At 39.6% G+C, this 17,095-nt stretch carries 15 protein-coding genes and 1 other annotated feature; all 15 genes read right to left on the bottom strand.

Features of this window, described 5'->3' with window-relative positions:
• Positions 1–43: 43 nt before the first annotated feature.
• The gene (gene fusA, locus D569_RS0119960) at positions 44–2,122 is read right to left on the bottom strand and encodes an elongation factor G (RefSeq protein ID WP_018934208.1); all 2,079 of its coding nucleotides are present in this window, start codon (positions 2,120–2,122) and stop codon (positions 44–46) included.
• Positions 2,123–2,164: 42 nt separating this feature from the next.
• The gene (rpsG, locus tag D569_RS0119955) at positions 2,165–2,635 is read right to left on the bottom strand and encodes a 30S ribosomal protein S7 (RefSeq protein ID WP_018934207.1); all 471 of its coding nucleotides are present in this window, start codon (positions 2,633–2,635) and stop codon (positions 2,165–2,167) included.
• A 40-nt stretch (positions 2,636–2,675) separates the two neighbouring features.
• Positions 2,676–3,089, bottom strand: a complete 414-nt coding sequence (rpsL, locus tag D569_RS0119950; protein ID WP_018934206.1) for a 30S ribosomal protein S12 — start codon at positions 3,087–3,089, stop codon at positions 2,676–2,678.
• A gap of 99 nt (positions 3,090–3,188) precedes the next feature.
• Positions 3,189–3,440 carry a 50S ribosomal protein L7ae-like protein gene (locus D569_RS0119945; protein WP_018934205.1) on the bottom strand — a complete coding sequence of 84 codons (252 nt, stop codon included), beginning with the start codon at positions 3,438–3,440 and terminating at the stop codon, positions 3,189–3,191.
• A 231-nt stretch (positions 3,441–3,671) separates the two neighbouring features.
• Positions 3,672–7,283 (bottom strand): DNA-directed RNA polymerase subunit beta', encoded by a 3,612-nt coding sequence (gene rpoC, locus D569_RS0119940; RefSeq protein WP_018934204.1) that lies wholly within the window; start codon positions 7,281–7,283, stop codon positions 3,672–3,674.
• Positions 7,284–7,387: 104 nt separating this feature from the next.
• Positions 7,388–10,930, bottom strand: coding sequence for a DNA-directed RNA polymerase subunit beta (gene rpoB / locus D569_RS0119935; RefSeq protein ID WP_018934203.1), 3,543 nt, complete (start codon positions 10,928–10,930; stop codon positions 7,388–7,390).
• Between the two features lie 463 nt (positions 10,931–11,393).
• Positions 11,394–11,987: a class I SAM-dependent methyltransferase gene (locus D569_RS0119930; RefSeq protein ID WP_018934202.1), complete on the bottom strand. Its 594-nt coding sequence runs from the start codon at positions 11,985–11,987 to the stop codon at positions 11,394–11,396.
• Between the two features lie 664 nt (positions 11,988–12,651).
• A complete protein-coding gene (gene rplL, locus D569_RS0119925) occupies positions 12,652–13,017 on the bottom strand; it encodes a 50S ribosomal protein L7/L12 (RefSeq protein ID WP_018934201.1) in 366 nt (121 codons plus the stop codon).
• A 63-nt stretch (positions 13,018–13,080) separates the two neighbouring features.
• Entirely contained in the window at positions 13,081–13,581 is a 501-nt protein-coding gene (gene rplJ, locus D569_RS0119920) for a 50S ribosomal protein L10 (RefSeq protein ID WP_018934200.1), read from the bottom strand.
• A 35-nt stretch (positions 13,582–13,616) separates the two neighbouring features.
• Positions 13,617–13,775, bottom strand: a sequence feature (ribosomal protein L10 leader region).
• A gap of 65 nt (positions 13,776–13,840) precedes the next feature.
• Positions 13,841–14,536 (bottom strand): 50S ribosomal protein L1, encoded by a 696-nt coding sequence (rplA, locus tag D569_RS0119915; RefSeq protein WP_018934199.1) that lies wholly within the window; start codon positions 14,534–14,536, stop codon positions 13,841–13,843.
• Between the two features lie 171 nt (positions 14,537–14,707).
• On the bottom strand, positions 14,708–15,133 hold the full coding sequence (gene rplK, locus D569_RS0119910) for a 50S ribosomal protein L11 (RefSeq protein ID WP_018934198.1): 426 nt from the start codon (positions 15,131–15,133) through the stop codon (positions 14,708–14,710).
• 168 nt (positions 15,134–15,301) lie between these two features.
• Complete coding sequence (nusG, locus tag D569_RS0119905) at positions 15,302–15,838, bottom strand: transcription termination/antitermination protein NusG (protein WP_018934197.1); 537 nt, start codon at positions 15,836–15,838, stop codon at positions 15,302–15,304.
• A gap of 137 nt (positions 15,839–15,975) precedes the next feature.
• Entirely contained in the window at positions 15,976–16,155 is a 180-nt protein-coding gene (secE, locus tag D569_RS0119900; RefSeq protein WP_018934196.1) for a preprotein translocase subunit SecE, read from the bottom strand.
• A 40-nt stretch (positions 16,156–16,195) separates the two neighbouring features.
• Positions 16,196–16,342: a 50S ribosomal protein L33 gene (gene rpmG, locus D569_RS24155; protein WP_083939084.1), complete on the bottom strand. Its 147-nt coding sequence runs from the start codon at positions 16,340–16,342 to the stop codon at positions 16,196–16,198.
• 85 nt (positions 16,343–16,427) lie between these two features.
• Entirely contained in the window at positions 16,428–17,072 is a 645-nt protein-coding gene (gene sigH / locus D569_RS0119895; protein ID WP_018934195.1) for an RNA polymerase sporulation sigma factor SigH, read from the bottom strand.
• Positions 17,073–17,095 lie beyond the last annotated feature (23 nt).

The following is a 17,095-nucleotide window of genomic DNA, read 5'->3' as shown; positions in this document are numbered from 1 at the left end:
AGCCTATAATACAAGTTATACTTTAGATTAAGAAAAAAATCAATTATTCGCCAGCATTTTTCTTAATAATTTCTTCTGCAATGCTCTTAGGAACTTCTTCGTAGTGATCGAAGTGCATAGTGTAAGTACCACGACCTTGTGTATTAGAACGAAGTGCAGTTGCATAACCAAACATTTCTGAAAGTGGGACAAATGCTTTTACTACTTGAGCAGGTCCACGAGCTTCCATTCCTTCTACACGTCCACGACGGGAAGTTACGTCACCCATAATGTCACCCATATATTCTTCTGGGATAACAACCTCAACCTTCATCATCGGCTCAAGGATAACTGGGTTACATTTGTTTTTCGCTGCTTTAAGCGCCATAGATGCTGCTACTTTAAATGCTGTTTCGTTAGAGTCAACATCGTGATAGCTTCCATCATAAAGTGTCGCTTTTACATCGATTAATGGATAACCAGCAAGTACACCATTTTCCATTGATTCCTTAATACCAGCCTCAACGGATGGGATGTATTCACGTGGTACAACACCACCAACAATGTTATTTACGAATTCAAAACCTGCACCTTCTTCGTTAGGTTCAAATTTAACCCAAACGTGACCATATTGACCACGACCACCAGATTGGCGAACGAATTTACCTTCTACTTCCGCAGAACCACGGAATGTTTCACGGTAAGATACTTGTGGAGCACCAACGTTAGCTTCTACTTTAAACTCACGCTTCAGACGATCCACGATGATATCAAGGTGTAACTCACCCATACCTGAGATGATCGTTTGACCAGTCTCTTGGTTTGTTTCAGTCTTGAATGTAGGATCCTCTTCAGCAAGCTTACCTAATGCAACCGCCATTTTGTCTTGGTCAGCTTTTGATTTAGGTTCGATTGCTACAGAGATAACTGGTTCAGGGAATTCCATAGATTCTAGAATAACCACGCTTTTCTCATCACATAACGTATCACCAGTACTAGTATCTTTCAGACCAACAGCACCAGCAATATCACCAGCGTAAACCTCTGCAATTTCCTCACGAGAGTTAGCGTGCATTTGTAGGATACGTCCTACACGTTCACGTTTATCTTTCGTAGAGTTTTTGATGTATGAACCTGATTTTAATGAACCAGAGTACACACGGAAGAATGTAAGTTTACCAACAAACGGGTCTGTTGCTACTTTAAACGCAAGTGCAGAGAATGGCTCTTTGTCATCTGCCTTACGAACTATTTCTTCATCTGTTCCTGGAACAATACCTTCAATTGGAGGAATGTCTAATGGTGATGGTAAGTAATCCACAACACCATCGATTAGCAATTGTACCCCTTTGTTTTTGAAGGCAGATCCACAGAATACCGGATAGAACTCAACACTTAAAGTTGCTTGACGAACAGCAGCTCTTAATTCATCATTAGAGAACTCTTCACCTTCTAAGTATCGTTCCATTAGATCTTCATCTAATTCAGCTACTGCTTCAATTAGGTTTGTGCGGTATTCTTCAGCTTGGTCTTTATACTCATCAGGAATCGGCTTCGCTTCTGCACGAGTACCTAAGTCATCCAAGTAATAGTAAGCTTCCATCGTAATAAGGTCGATGATTCCTTCAAATTCATCCTCAGCACCGATTGGAAGCTGTACTGGATGAGCGTTTGCTCCCAGACGATCACCAATTGTACCTACAGAATAAAGGAAGTCAGCCCCTACTTTATCCATTTTGTTTACAAAAACAATACGTGGAACACCATATGTTGTCGCTTGGCGCCACACTGTCTCTGTTTGCGGTTCTACACCAGACTGAGCGTCTAGAACAGCTACCGCACCATCAAGTACACGTAATGAACGCTCAACTTCTACTGTGAAGTCTACGTGTCCAGGTGTATCGATGATGTTAATACGGTGACCTTTCCACTGAGCAGTTGTTGCTGCTGAAGTGATGGTAATACCGCGTTCTTGTTCCTGCTCCATCCAGTCCATTTGAGAAGCACCTTCATGTGTTTCCCCAATTTTATGGATACGTCCCGTATAAAATAAGATACGTTCTGTTGCAGTTGTTTTACCAGCATCGATGTGTGCCATGATACCGATATTACGTGTATTCTCCAAGGAGAACTCTCTAGGCATGAATCTTTCTCCTTCCTACATGAAATATTGTTAGTTTGATGATTACCAGCGGTAGTGAGCAAATGCTTTGTTTGCTTCTGCCATCTTGTGCATATCTTCGCGTTTTTTAACAGATGCACCTGTATTATTTGAAGCATCTAGAATTTCATTCGCTAAACGCTCTTCCATTGTTTTTTCGCCGCGAAGACGAGAATAATTCACAATGTAGCGTAAACCTAATGCTTGACGACGTTCTGGTCTAACCTCTACTGGTACTTGGTAGTTAGAACCACCAACACGACGCGCACGAACTTCAAGTACTGGCATAACATTTTTCATAGCTTGTTCAAACACATCCATAGCGTTTTGACCGCTACGTTCTTGAACTAATTCGAAAGCACGATACAAAATCTTTTGTGCTTTACCCCTTTTTCCATCAATCATAATCTGATTAATTAAACGCGTAACAAGTTTTGAGTTGTATAACGGATCTGGTAAGACATCACGCTTTGGTACTGGTCCTTTACGTGGCATATCTCCCCCTCCTTTCTATTGTGTTTTTATCAGAAATCACTTATTTTTTAGGTCTTTTCGCACCGTATTTTGAACGGCCTTGCATACGTCCTTCTACACCTGAAGTATCAAGCGCACCACGAACGATGTGATAACGAACCCCTGGTAAGTCTTTTACACGACCTCCACGAATTAATACAACACTGTGTTCTTGAAGGTTGTGACCAATTCCAGGAATATAAGCTGTAACCTCGATTTGGTTAGACAAACGAACACGCGCATATTTACGAAGTGCAGAGTTCGGTTTCTTAGGTGTAAGTGTACCTACACGAGTACATACACCACGTTTTTGTGGGGAAGATTGATCAGTCGCTACTTTTTTACGACTATTGTACCCTTTATTTAAAGCAGGTGAATCTGATTTTTTACCTTTAGATACACGGCCTTTACGCACTAATTGATTAATAGTTGGCATCTATATTTCCTCCTCTCTGTTCTTAAAATGTAATACCACACATCCAGGTGGTTCATAATAGAGCAAAAAACAAAGTCTTCGCAAATAATTGCCAAAACTTTATTGTTTGATCACTACTGTTGCTGCACCGACATCTATCCCGCATGCTTTTCCAAGTTCTTTCATAGAATCAACATAGAAATAAGGGACATTATGTTCAGTTGCAACTCGCAAAATCTTACTAGTAATATGTGAATCAGCATCACTAGCAACGATTACCTCTTTTGCATAACCATTTTTAATGGCTTTTAAAACTTGTTTCGTTCCGACTATCTTTTCAGTATTTACCTGTGCCACTTTTTCATAAGACATCTGCATATCCTCCAAAGTAACAAGGATAACGGAAGCACCTTAAATATACTATCATCACAAAAAATTAATGTCAACTTTTATTTGTAAAAATAAATAATTATTTAAAGTGTTTCATGCATACCTTGTTTTCTTTCAAGTAAATGTAATAGTGGATTACCTGCAATATTTCTTGCAGGTAATCCTGTTATGTTGCCTTGCTTTAGTGAGCAATGGCAACTTGAACTTTTAATATTACTGAATCACTTCTTCAGAATCTGTTTCCTCTTCTTGTACCGGATCAACGGCCAGTTTTTCCTGGATACGACGATAGCGTTGCATACCAGTACCAGCTGGCACAAGTTTACCAATAATAACATTCTCTTTCAGTCCAAGTAATTCATCTCGCTTACCTTTGATCGCTGCATCTGTTAAGACTCTTGTAGTCTCCTGGAAGGAAGCAGCAGATAAGAATGAATCTGTTTCAAGAGATGCTTTCGTAATACCTAGTAGTACCGGACGACCTACTGCTGGTTGACCACCTGTTACGATCGCTTGTTTGTTTGCATCTTTAAACTGGTGGATTTCTAGTAGAGATCCTGGTAATACTTCTGTATCTCCGGAATCAGCCACACGTACTTTACGAAGCATTTGTCTAACCATTACTTCCACGTGTTTATCGCCGATTTCTACCCCTTGCATTCGGTATACTTTCTGTACTTCTTTTAATAAGTAAGATTGTACGCCGTCAATACCTTGAACTTTCAAGAGTTCTTTTGGATCAATAGAACCTTCTGTTAGTGCTTGACCTGCTTCTACTTCATCTCCGATAGAAACTTTAAGTCGCGCACCATAAGGCGCTGTATAGGTTTTGGTTTCTACCGCACCTTGAACAACAATTTCTTGTTTGTCTTTCACTTCGGTCACATCTTGAACAGTACCGAAAATCTCGGAAATAACTGCCTGACCTTTCGGATTACGCGCTTCGAAAATCTCTTGAATACGCGGTAAACCTTGAGTAATATCGCTTCCTGCAACACCACCAGTGTGGAATGTACGCATTGTTAACTGTGTACCTGGTTCACCAATAGACTGAGCAGCAATAATACCTACAGCTTCGCCCACTTCTACTTCCTCACCAGTAGCTAAGTTGCGACCATAGCATTTTTTACATGCACCATGTTTCGTATTACATGTGAAGACGGTTCTAATGGTTACTTCTTCTATTCCTGATTCTACGATTTCTTTTGCTGCATCTTCAGAAATGACTTCGTTTTTCGCAACAATTAGTTCGTTTGTTTCAGGATGCTTCACATTCTGGAATACCGTTCTACCGATGAGACGATCAATAAGTGGTTCGATCATTTCTGTACCCTCTTTAATAGCAGATACAGTTAAACCACGGTCTGTTCCGCAATCATCTTCACGGATAATCACATCTTGTGCAACATCTACGAGACGTCTTGTTAAATAACCAGAGTCTGCTGTCTTAAGGGCTGTATCGGCTAGACCTTTACGAGCACCGTGTGTAGAAATAAAGTACTCTAGTACCGTTAAACCTTCACGGAAGCTTGATTTGATCGGTAATTCAATGATTCGACCAGCAGGGTTCGCCATTAATCCACGCATACCTGCTAGCTGTGTAAAGTTAGACGCGTTACCACGGGCACCGGAATCACTCATCATAAAGATCGGGTTACGCGGGTTCAAGGATTTCATCAGTTTCTCTTGAATGGTATCTTTCGCTTGTGACCATACAGAAATGACACGGTCATAGCGTTCTTCATCAGTAATTAAACCTCTACGGAATTGCTTCAATACTTTATCTACTTTATCTTGTGCTTCCGCCAGAATTTCTTCTTTCTCAGCAAGCACGACGATATCTGATACACCTACTGTGATACCAGCTTTTGTAGAGTAAGCAAAACCTAAGTCCTTCATACGGTCCAACATTTTTGAAGTTTCACTGATCTTGAACTTCTTGAATACTTCCGCAATGATATCCCCAAGAATTCCTTTTTTAAATGGTGGAAGAATATCGCGTTGGGCAATTTCTTCTTTAATATTAGCTCCAGGCTCAACGAAATACTTATCTGGTGTTGCAACCTCTAAGTTTTGTTGCGTTGGTTCATTCATGTATGGGAATGATTCTGGAAGCATATCGTTAAAGATTAACTTACCAACGGTTGTGATCATTAATTTATCTTTTTGTGCTTCAGTAAATGATTCTTTATTTAGTGATGCTGGTTGAATCGCAACACGTGTGTGTAAATGTACAAAACCATTCTGATAGGCGATTAATGCCTCGTTTAAGTCTTTAAACACCATACCTTCACCAATCGCATCCTCACGTTCCATTGTTACGTAATAGTTACCAAGTACCATATCCTGTGATGGAGTAACAACTGGTTTACCATCTTTCGGATTAAGAATGTTTTGGGCAGCAAGCATTAAAATACGTGCTTCTGCTTGTGCTTCTGCTGATAAAGGAACGTGTACCGCCATTTGGTCACCATCGAAGTCTGCATTATAGGCAGTACAAACAAGTGGGTGCAAGCGGATAGCGCGACCTTCTACAAGCGTCGGCTCAAATGCTTGAATACCTAAACGGTGTAGTGTTGGTGCACGGTTTAATAGTACAGGGTGTTCTTTAATAACGTCTTCTAAGACATCCCATACTTCCTCATGCAACCTTTCAATTTTACGTTTTGCTGATTTAATATTATGAGCTAAACCTCGCTCGACTAATTCTTTCATAATAAACGGTTTGAATAACTCAACAGCCATTTCTTTCGGTAGACCACATTGATACATCTTCAAGTGTGGACCCACAACGATTACGGAACGACCGGAATAGTCAACACGTTTACCTAATAAGTTTTGACGGAAGCGACCTTGCTTCCCTTTTAACATATGGGATAGTGATTTTAATGGACGGTTCCCTGGTCCAGTTACCGGACGTCCACGGCGTCCATTATCAATCAACGCATCTACTGCTTCTTGAAGCATACGTTTTTCGTTTTGCACGATAATACTAGGTGCCCCAAGGTCAAGCAGGCGTTTTAGACGATTGTTTCGGTTGATTACACGACGATATAAATCGTTTAAGTCAGAAGTTGCGAAACGTCCACCATCTAATTGCACCATTGGTCTTAATTCAGGTGGAATGATCGGTAGAACATCCATAATCATCCAGCTTGGATCATTACCAGAGTTACGGAATGCTTCTAATACTTCTAAACGTTTGATTGCACGGGTTCTACGTTGACCTTGTGCGGATTTTAATTCTTCACGTAACAATTCTACTTCTTTTTCAAGATCGATATCTTGCAAGATTTTTTTGATTGCTTCAGCACCCATTGCAGCTTTGAAAGAATTACCGTATTTATCACGATAAGCACGGTATTCTTTTTCAGATAATAATTGCTTTTTCTCCAATGCTGTATCACCTGGGTCTGTCACAATGTATGCTGCGAAGTAAATAACTTCTTCCAGTGCTCTAGGTGACATATCTAATACTAGCCCCATTCGGCTTGGGATACCTTTAAAGTACCAGATATGTGAAACAGGGGCTGCTAGTTCAATGTGACCCATGCGTTCACGACGAACTTTTGCTTTGGTTACTTCGACACCACAACGGTCACATACGACACCTTTGTATCTTACACGCTTATACTTTCCACAATGACATTCCCAGTCTTTTTGAGGACCGAAAATTCGTTCACAAAACAGACCATCTTTCTCTGGTTTAAGTGTACGGTAGTTAATAGTTTCAGGCTTTTTCACTTCACCAAATGACCAAGAACGAATTTTATTTGGTGATGCTAATCCGATTTTCATAAATTCAAAATTATTTACATCTAACAAGGGGTTAACCTCCCTTTTAGTCTTTGGGTTTCGTTCACTTTAAGCTTTATAGACACCTCTCACCCGGTCAGCCTGGTGAAAGAATGACCGGGTTTGATATTTCATTAACTAGTAGTTTCTTCAATTTCTAGGTTAAAGTTATCTGCTGATTGATTATCATCTTCTTCGTCATCACGAAGTTCGATTTCCTGCTCATCTCCAGATAACATCTTTACATCCATACCTAGACTTTGTAATTCCTTAATCAGTACTTTAAATGACTCTGGAATTCCTGGTTCAGGAACATTATCGCCTTTAACGATCGCTTCATATGTTTTCACACGACCTACTGTATCATCTGATTTAACCGTTAGGATTTCTTGTAGTGTATAGGCTGCACCATAGGCTTCTAATGCCCATACCTCCATCTCACCGAAACGCTGACCACCAAATTGTGCTTTACCACCTAGTGGTTGTTGCGTAACAAGTGAATATGGACCTGTTGAACGAGCGTGCAACTTATCATCTACCATGTGTGCTAGCTTGATCATATACATTACACCAACAGATACACGGTTATCAAACGGTTCACCTGTACGTCCATCATAAAGGATTGTTTTCGCATCTCTTGGTAGACCAGCTTCTTCTAAAGTCTCCCAAACATCTTCTTCGCGCGCACCATCAAATACTGGTGATGCAACGTGAATACCTAGTTGTCTCGCTGCCATACCTAAGTGCAGTTCAAGTACTTGCCCGATGTTCATACGAGATGGTACCCCTAATGGGTTTAACATGATATCGATCGGCGTTCCGTCTGGTAAGAATGGCATATCTTCTTCTGGTAAAATTTTCGAGATAACACCTTTATTACCGTGACGACCAGCCATTTTATCCCCTTCGTGAATCTTACGTTTTTGAACGATATATACACGGACTAACTGGTTTACACCTGGTGGTAATTCATCACCATCCGCACGATTGAAGATTTTAACATCTAGTACAATGCCACCTGCACCGTGAGGTACTCGAAGTGATGTATCACGAACTTCTCGTGCTTTCTCACCGAAAATAGCGTGTAACAAACGTTCTTCGGCTGATAATTCCGTTACCCCTTTAGGTGTAACTTTACCAACTAATAAGTCACCGTCTTCTACTTCAGCACCTACACGGATAATGCCTCGTTCATCTAAGTCACGTAATGCATCTTCTCCTACGTTAGGGATGTCACGTGTGATTTCTTCAGGTCCTAATTTCGTGTCACGTGCTTCTGATTCATATTCTTCAATGTGAATGGACGTATAGACGTCGTCTTTTACCAGGCGCTCACTCATAATGATCGCATCCTCGTAGTTATAACCTTCCCATGTCATAAAGCCTACAAGCACGTTTTGACCAAGTGCTAGTTCACCTTTTTCCATAGAAGGACCATCAGCTAAAATTTCACCTTTGGTCACGCGGTCACCTTTAGATACGATAGGACGTTGGTTGTAACAAGTACCTTGGTTGGAACGAATAAATTTCTGTAGACGGTAACGGTCTAGGTCACCTTCAACTTCTTTTCCATCTACTTCTGTAATTCGACGAACCAGAACTTCTTTCGCCTCTACTCGTTCTACAACACCTTCATGCTTACAAATTACGGCTGCACCAGAGTCTTTCCCTGATACATATTCCATTCCTGTACCAACAATCGGTGATTTAGGCTGCATAAGTGGTACTGCTTGACGCTGCATGTTTGCTCCCATTAATGCACGGTTTGAGTCATCGTTTTCCAAGAACGGAATACATGCTGTCGCAGCAGATACAACCTGCTTAGGCGAAACGTCCATATAGTCTAATTTTTCACGTTTAACAATCGTGTTTTCACCACGGAACCTTGCAATTACTTCCTCATCAGTAAATGTGCCATCTTCATTCAACTTAGCATTCGCCTGTGCAACGACGTAGTTATCTTCCTCATCCGCCGTTAAGTAGTCCATTTGGTTAGTAACTTGACCTGTTTCAGGGTCAACTCTACGATAAGGCGTTTCGATAAAACCAAATTTATTGACTTTCGCATAAGATGATAAGGAGTTGATTAACCCAATGTTTGGTCCCTCAGGTGTCTCGATCGGACACATACGACCATAGTGAGAATAGTGAACGTCACGCACTTCAAACCCTGCTCGTTCACGAGTCAGACCACCTGGTCCTAATGCAGATAAACGTCTTTTATGCGTTAACTCTGCTAACGGGTTCGTTTGATCCATAAATTGAGATAACTGTGAACTACCAAAGAACTCTTTGATAGATGCAATGACAGGGCGTATATTGATTAACTGTTGTGGAGTGATGGAAGATGTGTCCTGAATAGACATTCTCTCACGAACCACACGCTCCATACGTGACAGACCGATTCTAAATTGATTTTGTAGTAACTCTCCAACTGAACGAAGACGACGATTTCCTAAGTGGTCAATATCGTCGGTATCTCCAACCTGATGTAAGATGTTAAAGAAATAACTGATTGCAGAAAGAATGTCAGCTGGTGTAATGTTTTTAATACCGTCATCTACATTACAATTGCCTAATACAGTTAATGTTCTTTCCCCTTCAGGATCAGTTGGATCCATAATCTTAATCGATTGGACACGAATTGGATCCTCTAATACACCTTCATTTGGCTCTAGCACTCTCTCACCGAAACGATTTTCGTCAGAGTCTAGTATTGGTAATATTTTATCTAACAAGCGTCTATCTAACTTATCTCCTCTGTTAGCAATCACTTCACCCGTTTCCGGATCCACTAGTGGCTCTGCAAGGATTTGGTTAAACAAACGATTTTTCAAATGCAATTTTTTATTTATTTTATAACGACCAACATGTGCTAAATCATATCTTTTTGGATCAAAAAATCTGGAAACCAATAAACTTTTAGCATTTTCTACTGTTGGCGGTTCTCCAGGACGAAGGCGTTCATAAATTTCTAATAATGCCTTTTCACTTGTTTCTGTGTTGTCCTTTTCCAACGTATTCTTTAAATACTCATTTTCGCCAAATAAATCTAAAATTTCTTGGTCATCACCGAAACCTAACGCTCTAAGTAATACCGTAATAGGTAATTTTCTAGTACGGTCAATTCGTACGTGTACAACATCTTTTGCGTCTGTTTCAAATTCTAACCAAGCACCTCTATTTGGGATAACAGTAGCGCCATAACCACGTTTTCCATTCTTATCAATTTTTTCGTTAAAATAAACGCTAGGTGAACGAACAAGCTGTGAAACAATAACACGCTCTGCACCATTAATAATAAAAGTACCTGTTTCAGTCATTAATGGGAAATCACCCATAAAGACTTCTTGCTCTTTCACTTCACCTGTTTCGTTATTCAATAAACGAACCTTTACTCGAAGAGGAGCGTTGTATGTTACGTCTCTTTCTTTGGATTCATCGACTGGATACTTTGGTTCTCCAAGGCTGTAATCAACAAATTCTAGTGACAAATTGCCGGCAAAATCCTCGATTGGAGAAATATCCTGGAACATTTCTCTTAAGCCCTCATCTAAGAACCATTGATAGGATGCAGTTTGAATCTCAATTAAATTTGGTAATTCTAATACCTCGCTGATACGCGCATAACTTCTGCGTTGGCGGTGTCGTCCGTATTGAACTAGTTGACCTGTCAACTGATTCACCCCTCGATCAATATTAAAGATAGTTGCTATAAAAATAGCACAAATGAAACCACACTTACTATTTATACATAACTTACTATAGGCATTTGACATTTTTCTATAGATCGTATAAATTTAGTAAGTGTTAAACACTCGTCCGGTTAGCATACCGAACAAACCTGTGATCTTTATAGGACACAAGCTTTATATAGACATTTGCGATAAGCAAATGTTATTCAATTACTAATAGTTCTGTGGAAAATAATAAAAGGATTTCTAAAAGGTTAAGTAGACAATCTCTATTAGCTAATAGCCGTTTAATAGTAACAACAAAGATGCCAAGTTACAAAAGTCTCATGTTGAATAGTTTTGCCTATTTTTTAAAAAATATACATTTTTCCAACATTTTCACTTGACAAACCTTCCGTCCTATTGGCATTTTTCAATATTACCACAAACACCTAACAGAGTCAAATTATTTTGCACAGAAAATAAAGTATCCTTTTTCCTTCTTTACTACTTCTACCTCTTCAAATAATTCTGTTAGTTTCTTCTTAGCCGAAGGTGCTCCTTGCTTTTTCTGAATAACAACCCAAAGTTCGCCATTTGGTAACAAAGCTTCTCTTGCTTCTTCAAACATCTTGTGTACAATTTGTTTACCTGCTCTGATCGGTGGGTTGGTTAAAATGGCGGCAAATGATTGGCCCGTTACATTAGATAATATATCACTCTCTTTAAAGGATACATTGGCGATTTTATTTTGTTTCGCATTTTTTTCCGCTAATGATAAAGCTCTTTCGTTAACATCTACTCCAACAACAGAACGTTCAGGAAGGAATGCAGCCAAAGCAATACTAATAGGTCCATAACCACAACCTAAGTCTAGTAACGGACCATCTATATCTGGTACACGAAAAGCTTCAATCAAAACACGAGAGCCGAAATCAACTTCATTCTTAGAAAAAACGCCGTTATCTGTAGTAAAAGTGAACTTCTTTCCTCTTAATAGATATTGCCACGTTTGCGGATCACTAGCAACATCAGGAGACTGCGAAAAATACTGATCCATTTCCACACCCACTTTCCATTGTTAAATCTAATTCCCTATAGATACATACTGCGAAGTAATGAAAGGTGAAAAGCGAGGCTTTCTCCCATCCTGATTAATGATGAGTGCTCACATGCGCTCCGGCAGAATACTGCGCTTTCCGTGGGCTCGGCTTCAGCTAACTTGGTGAAGAAAAGCACTTCACCAAGTGGATCTTCAGCTCTCGCTGTCCCACAGGAGCCTCCGTATTCTGCCTCCACTATGTAGATGATTCTAGCTGTATAAGAGGAGATATACTCAGAAACCAATTCTTGTGTATTACTTCTTTCTATAATTAGAACATTACGCAAAGCGGAGGCAAGATACGTAGACTCCTACGGGAACAGCGCGAGCCGAAGACCCCGTGATGCACCTGCGTCTTCTAGTAACGCTTCGAAGTGGCTTCCTCGGTGCAAGGGAGCAAAGAAGATAATTCCAAGTAGTTCCCTGGCTAAGGCCGCGCCCGTGGAAAGCGAAGTATCTTGCCGGAGCGCATGTAATCACTCATCAAAATGCAGTCAGGGAAGAGAGCAAATTCTTGTCCTCGTTACTTCGCAGTATATGTTTTATATGACGATTGTTAAAATTTCCTATTTGTAAAGAAAAGCTCGCCATTGTGCATAGCGAGCTTTTCTGTGTTTCTTACTTATTTTAATTCTACTGTTGCTCCAGCTTCTTCTAGCTTAGATTTCATTTCTTCAGCTTCTTCTTTGTCAACGCCCTCTTTGATTGCTCCAGGTGCGTTATCTACAAGGTCTTTAGCATCTTTAAGTCCAAGACCAGTGATTTCACGAACAGCTTTAACAACTTTAATTTTAGAAGATCCAGCACTTTCAAGTACTACATCAAATTCAGTTTGTTCTTCTGCTGCTTCTCCGCCTGCTGCTCCACCTGCTACTGCTACAGGAGCTGCTGCAGTTACTCCAAATTCTTCTTCGATTGCTTTTACTAAGTCGTTTAATTCAAGAACGGACATTTCTTTAATTGCTTCAATAATTTGTTCTTTAGACATGTTCAATTCCTCCTAATTTTATTTTATATTGACGAACATATTTTGTCTTCTGATAAGAAACCCTTACGCACCTTGCTCTTCTTTTTGCTCTGCAACAGCTTTTGTTGCATATGCAAAGTTTCGTACTGGTGCTTGTAGTACGCTGAGTAGCATAGAAAGCATTCCTTCGTAATTTGGAAGATCTGCAAGTTCTTTGATTTGCTCAAGTGATGCTACAGATCCTTCAACCACGCCACCTTTAATTTCTAATGCTTCATGCTCTTTCGCAAAGTTATTTAAAACTTTAGCCGGAGCCACAACATCATCTTTACTGAACGCGATAGCAGTAGGACCTACTAAAACATCATTTAAATCTGTAAGTTCAGCTTCTTCTGCCGCACGACGAGTCATTGTGTTTTTGTACACTTTGAATTCCACGCCAGCTTCACGTAGTTGTGAACGTAATTCCGTAACTTCTGCTACATCAAGACCTCTGTAGTCTACAAGGATCGTTGATTGGCTGTCACGAAGTTTTTCTGCAATTTCAGAAACAACTTGTTTCTTTTGTTCAATCACCTTTGACATGATTCCACCTCCTAGAACGCGATCATTATACCGCCCGTATAAAACGAAAACCTCCATATCTTTGTAGACATGGAGGTTTATGACTGCACACAGGATCCCTTATAAAAAGGATTTCTGCCATTTATTCAGACACACCTCGGTAGGAAATTAAGCTTAACAGCACCTACTGTCTACGGTATAATGTTATTCATTTATTTTTAAAAGTAGTCAACTTGACCCTTAAGAATTATATAAAAACTTTGAGCAAAAGTCAAGCAAATTATTTAGCGAAATTTGATGAATCTACTTTAACGCCAGGTCCCATTGTAGACGAAACGGCTACGTTACGAATATACGTACCTTTGGCAGCTTGTGGTTTTGCTTTTACAACTGTATCTGCTAAAGCATTAAAGTTGTCAACAAGCTTGTCAAGATCAAATGATACTTTACCAATTGGTACATGAATATTTGATTGTTTATCTACACGGTACTCTACTTTACCTGCTTTGATTTCATTAACAGCTTTTTCTACTTCGAAAGTAACTGTTCCTGTTTTAGGGTTTGGCATAAGTCCTTTTGGTCCTAATACACGACCTAGCTTACCTACTTCTGCCATCATATCAGGAGTTGCTACAACTACATCAAACTCGAACCAACCTTGGTTGATTTTGTTGATTAATTCTTGATCTCCTACATAATCAGCGCCAGCAGCTTCCGCTTCTTTTGCTTTATCCCCTTTTGCAAATACAAGTACTGTTTGTGTTTTACCTGTTCCGTGTGGTAGCACCATTGCTCCACGGATTTGTTGATCTGCTTTCTTAGGATCTACCCCAAGACGGAATGCAGCTTCAACTGTTTCGTCAAAATTTGCTGTAGAAGCTTTTTGTACTAATTCCAACGCTTCTTTTGCATCGTACGTTTTTGTACGGTCAACAAGCTTTAATGCTTCTTGTTGCTTTTTTGTTTTCTTTGCCATTTTTAATTTCCTCCTTCTGTGGTTTTAACGGTTATACCTCCCACTTACTTAAGCGGAAAAGTTAGATTCGAACGCGACATCCGTTGCTAACTAAACCTCAAAGATAAAGGTTGCGGTTGATGAAGCATTCTCCACTACCGCAACCTTCCGCTTTTGTACAACGCTGTGAGATTAGTCTTCGATAACGATACCCATACTACGTGCAGTACCTTCGACCATACGCATTGCAGCTTCAACATCAGCAGCATTTAAGTCTGGCATTTTTAATTCTGCGATTTCTTTAACCTTATCGCGGTTAAGTGTTGCCACTTTGTTACGATTTGGTTCACCTGACGCAGTTTCAATACCAGCTGCTTTTTTAAGCAATACTGCTGCTGGTGGAGTTTTCGTAATAAATGTAAATGAACGGTCTTCATATACCGTGATTTCTACTGGAATAATCATACCAGCTTGATCTTGGGTTTGAGCGTTAAACTCTTTACAGAATCCCATGATGTTAATACCTGCTTGACCTAAAGCTGGCCCAACTGGTGGTGCGGGATTTGCTTTTCCTGCTGGAATTTGTAGCTTTACAACTGAATCTACTTTTTTAGCCACGAGACACACCTCCTTAAGTCCGTGATGTGGTAATAGGGCTTTTGCCCTCCCACTCGATTACATATGCGAAAAATAACCTTATACTCGAGGCATAAAGAACATAAGAATTTTAGCATTATATAAGCAAAAATGCAAGTGGTTTTCCCATATTTTTATATTTGAAGTTCCTTATGATAACTTCTTAACTTGTGAAAAGTCCAATTCAACCGGCGTTTCTCTTCCAAACATATTAACATGAACTTTTACTTTTTGTTTATCTAAATCTATGTTTTCAATAGAACCAGAAAAGCCGTTAAATGGACCATCTATTACTTCTACCGTTTCTTTCATTTCAAAGTCTACTTCCGTAACAGGCTCATCATAACCCATACGCTTCAAGATGGTTTCCACTTCTTCTTCCAACAGTGGTGTCGGTTTGGATCCTGAACCTGCAGATCCTACGAAACCTGTTACACCAGGTGTATTACGAACGACATACCAAGAGTCATCTGTCATGACCATTTCCGCTAACACATACCCTGGGAATACTTTCTTTTTCGCTACTTTCTTTTTTCCGTTCTTGATTTCTGTTTCTTCATCTTCTGGGACTAATACACGGAAAATCTTATCTTCCATCCCCATAGATTCTAATCGCTTTTCTAGATTGGTTTTTACTTTGTTTTCATAACCTGAATAAGTATGCACGACATACCATCTTTTTTCCATAATATTGAGGGGCTTCGCTCGCCCTTCCCTCCCTTAATTGAACTTCTCCTTCAGTCGATTTCTTTGCATTTAAAAAACCCGCCAAACGGGTTCTTTTCTTACATATTTAATTACAGTATAACATATATTATAGCGAATTATTCAAATAACAAATTAAGAAGTTGTGTAATACCTAAGTCAATAAGTGCAAAAAAAACTGTTACAAAAGCAACGGTTAATACTACTGTAATCGTATAACGAGTTAATTCACGACCTCTTGGCCATGAAACTTTCTTCATTTCCCGATTGACATTCTTTAAAAAAGTAACTGGTTTCACAGAAGGTACCTCCAAACTGTCTTCTAACTACCGTCATGCTCTACTTTGTTTCGCGGTGAATGGTATGTCGGTTGCATCTCTTACAAAATTTCTTTATTTCAATCCGGTCAGAAATCGATGGATTCTTTTCCGTACTATAATTTCGACTATGACAAACCTCGCACGCTAATGCTATCTTTTTCCCCAATTTTCCCACCTCTTATATGGGTTGTCACACTTACTATAATGTAGCATGGTTAAAGATTGCTGTCAACGACAACTAGTAGAATAGCTTAAGATATGTGTATACCGCTTGCTTCTAGATATTTTTCTAGCTTTCTTTTGACGCGTTGCAAGGCATTATCAATAGACTTTGCATGGCGATTTAATTCAGAAGAGATCTCTTGATAGGATTTCCCTTCAAGGTATAGTAATAATACTTCCCGCTCTAACTTACTTAGTAATTCTGCTAACTTATTTTCCATATCACCATAACGTTCTCTATTCACTAGCAATTCTTGTGGATCCATCGCAATAGTCGCTTCTAAAACATCTAACAATGTCCGCTCGGATTCATCATTATAGATCGGTTTATCCAAAGATACATAAGAGTTCAACGGCATATGTTTTTGCCTTGTAGCTGTTTTTATAGCGGTAATAATTTGTCTGGTAATACATAATTCTGCAAAAGCTTTAAAGGAAGAAAGCTTGTCCTCTTGAAAATCACGAATCGCTTTATAGAGTCCGATCATACCCTCTTGTGCAATATCTTCGTGATCAGCTCCTACGAGAAAATACGTCTTGGCTTTCGCTCGAACAAATGATTTATATCGTTGAATTAAAAATTCGAGCGCTTGTGTGTCTCCGTCCTGCACTAGCAATACTAATTCATTGTCGTCTAAATGCTGAAAGTCAGTATCTCTATTCTCTACTCGCATGATAGTTATTGGGACTCCTCCCG

It is taken from the genome of Gracilibacillus lacisalsi DSM 19029, assembly GCF_000377765.1.
GTDB lineage: Bacteria > Bacillota > Bacilli > Bacillales > Amphibacillaceae > Gracilibacillus > Gracilibacillus lacisalsi.
The sequence above is the reverse complement of the archived record's forward strand: the minus strand, read 5'-3'. Positions and strand labels throughout refer to the sequence as shown.